The sequence below is a fragment of the Pseudomonas sp. ML96 genome, assembly GCF_000761545.1.
In the GTDB taxonomy this organism is placed as follows: domain Bacteria; phylum Pseudomonadota; class Gammaproteobacteria; order Pseudomonadales; family Pseudomonadaceae; genus Aquipseudomonas.
In genome coordinates this window covers 2,501-5,374 of sequence record NZ_JPMY01000008.1, presented here as the reverse complement: position 1 = coordinate 5,374, position 2,874 = coordinate 2,501, and the positions used below count along the sequence as shown (strand labels likewise).

Sequence of the window (2,874 nt, the reverse complement as noted above, 5' to 3'; positions counted from 1 at the left end):
GGATAGGAGCTTGACGATGACCTACTCTCACATGGGGAAGCCCCACACTACCATCGGCGATGCGTCGTTTCACTACTGAGTTCGGGATGGGATCAGGTGGTTCCAACGCTCTATGGTCGTCAAGCAATTCGGTTGCTGTATCGGTGTTTAGTCGCTACAGCGAATTGGGTATGTGATCTTGGCTTTGCGGTTCTTAGCGAACTTTCGGTTCGTTTGTCGACTTCACCATCACCGACAATCTACAGATTGTTTGGGTGTTATATGGTCAAGCCTCACGGGCAATTAGTATTGGTTAGCTCAACGCCTCACAGCGCTTACACACCCAACCTATCAACGTCGTAGTCTTCGACGGCCCTTTAGGGAGCTCAAGGCTCCAGTGAGATCTCATCTTGAGGCAAGTTTCCCGCTTAGATGCTTTCAGCGGTTATCTTTTCCGAACATAGCTACCCGGCAATGCCACTGGCGTGACAACCGGAACACCAGAGGTTCGTCCAACCCGGTCCTCTCGTACTAAGGTCAGCCCCTCTCAAATCTCAAACGTCCACGGCAGATAGGGACCGAACTGTCTCACGACGTTCTAAACCCAGCTCGCGTACCACTTTAAATGGCGAACAGCCATACCCTTGGGACCGGCTTCAGCCCCAGGATGTGATGAGCCGACATCGAGGTGCCAAACACCGCCGTCGATATGAACTCTTGGGCGGTATCAGCCTGTTATCCCCGGAGTACCTTTTATCCGTTGAGCGATGGCCCTTCCATACAGAACCACCGGATCACTAAGACCTACTTTCGTACCTGCTCGACGTGTCTGTCTCGCAGTCAAGCGCGCTTTTGCCTTTATACTCTACGACCGATTTCCGACCGGTCTGAGCGCACCTTCGTACTCCTCCGTTACTCTTTGGGAGGAGACCGCCCCAGTCAAACTGCCCACCATACACTGTCCTCGATCCGGATAACGGACCAGAGTTAGAACCTCAAGCATGCCAGGGTGGTATTTCAAGGATGGCTCCACGCGAACTGGCGTCCACGCTTCAAAGCCTCCCACCTATCCTACACAAGCAGGCTCAAAGTCCAGTGCAAAGCTACAGTAAAGGTTCACGGGGTCTTTCCGTCTAGCCGCGGATACACTGCATCTTCACAGCGATTTCAATTTCACTGAGTCTCGGGTGGAGACAGCGCCGCCATCGTTACGCCATTCGTGCAGGTCGGAACTTACCCGACAAGGAATTTCGCTACCTTAGGACCGTTATAGTTACGGCCGCCGTTTACCGGGGCTTCGATCAAGAGCTTCGCTTGCGCTAACCCCATCAATTAACCTTCCGGCACCGGGCAGGCGTCACACCCTATACGTCCACTTTCGTGTTTGCAGAGTGCTGTGTTTTTAATAAACAGTCGCAGCGGCCTGGTATCTTCGACCGGCATGAGCTTACGGAGCAAGTCCTTCACCCTCACCGGCGCACCTTCTCCCGAAGTTACGGTGCCATTTTGCCTAGTTCCTTCACCCGAGTTCTCTCAAGCGCCTTGGTATTCTCTACCCAACCACCTGTGTCGGTTTGGGGTACGGTTCCTAGTTACCTGAAGCTTAGAGGCTTTTCCTGGAAGCATGGCATCAACCACTTCATGTCCTAAAGGACACTCGTCATCAGTTCTCGGCATTAAGACCCCGGATTTACCTAAGATCTCTGCCTACCACCTTAAACACGGACAACCAACGCCGTGCTGGCCTAGCCTTCTCCGTCCCCCCATCGCAGTAACTAGAAGTGCAGGAATATTAACCTGCTTCCCATCGACTACGCATTTCTGCCTCGCCTTAGGGGCCGACTAACCCTGCGTCGATTAACGTTGCGCAGGAAACCTTGGTCTTTCGGCGTGCGAGTTTTTCACTCGCATTGTCGTTACTCATGTCAGCATTCGCACTTCTGATACCTCCAGCAAGCTTCTCAACTCACCTTCACAGGCTTACAGAACGCTCCTCTACCGCATCACTTACGTGATACCCGTAGCTTCGGTGTATGGTTTGAGCCCCGTTACATCTTCCGCGCAGGCCGACTCGACTAGTGAGCTATTACGCTTTCTTTAAAGGGTGGCTGCTTCTAAGCCAACCTCCTAGCTGTCTAAGCCTTCCCACATCGTTTCCCACTTAACCATAACTTTGGGACCTTAGCTGACGGTCTGGGTTGTTTCCCTTTTCACGACGGACGTTAGCACCCGCCGTGTGTCTCCCATGCTCGGCACTTCTGGGTATTCGGAGTTTGCATCGGTTTGGTAAGTCGGGATGACCCCCTAGCCGAAACAGTGCTCTACCCCCCAGAGTGATACATGAGGCGCTACCTAAATAGCTTTCGAGGAGAACCAGCTATCTCCGAGCTTGATTAGCCTTTCACTCCGATCCACAGGTCATCCGCTAACTTTTCAACGGTAGTCGGTTCGGTCCTCCAGTCAGTGTTACCTAACCTTCAACCTGCCCATGGATAGATCGCCCGGTTTCGGGTCTATACCCAGCGACTAAAGCGCCCTATTAAGACTCGCTTTCGCTACGCCTCCCCTATTCGGTTAAGCTCGCCACTGAATATAAGTCGCTGACCCATTATACAAAAGGTACGCAGTCACCTAACAAAGTAGGCTCCCACTGCTTGTACGCATACGGTTTCAGGTTCTATTTCACTCCCCTCTCCGGGGTTCTTTTCGCCTTTCCCTCACGGTACTGGTTCACTATCGGTCAGTCAGTAGTATTTAGCCTTGGAGGATGGTCCCCCCATATTCAGACAACGTTTCACGTGCGCCGTCCTACTCGATTTCACTTCTAAGACCTTTTCGCGTACAGGGCTATCACCCACTATGGCCGCACTTTCCAGAGCGTTCCGCTAAAATCAA

The 2,874-nt window shown here is 52.5% G+C and carries 2 rRNA genes (1 of these 2 running past the window's edge); both read right to left on the bottom strand.

The annotated features are described in order from the left end of the window. Positions 1-8: 8 nt before the first annotated feature. Positions 9-124, bottom strand: a 5S ribosomal RNA gene (gene rrf, locus IP89_RS05675). A 137-nt stretch (positions 125-261) separates the two neighbouring features. After that, a 23S ribosomal RNA gene (locus IP89_RS05670) occupies positions 262-2,874 on the bottom strand (it continues 279 nt past the right edge of the window).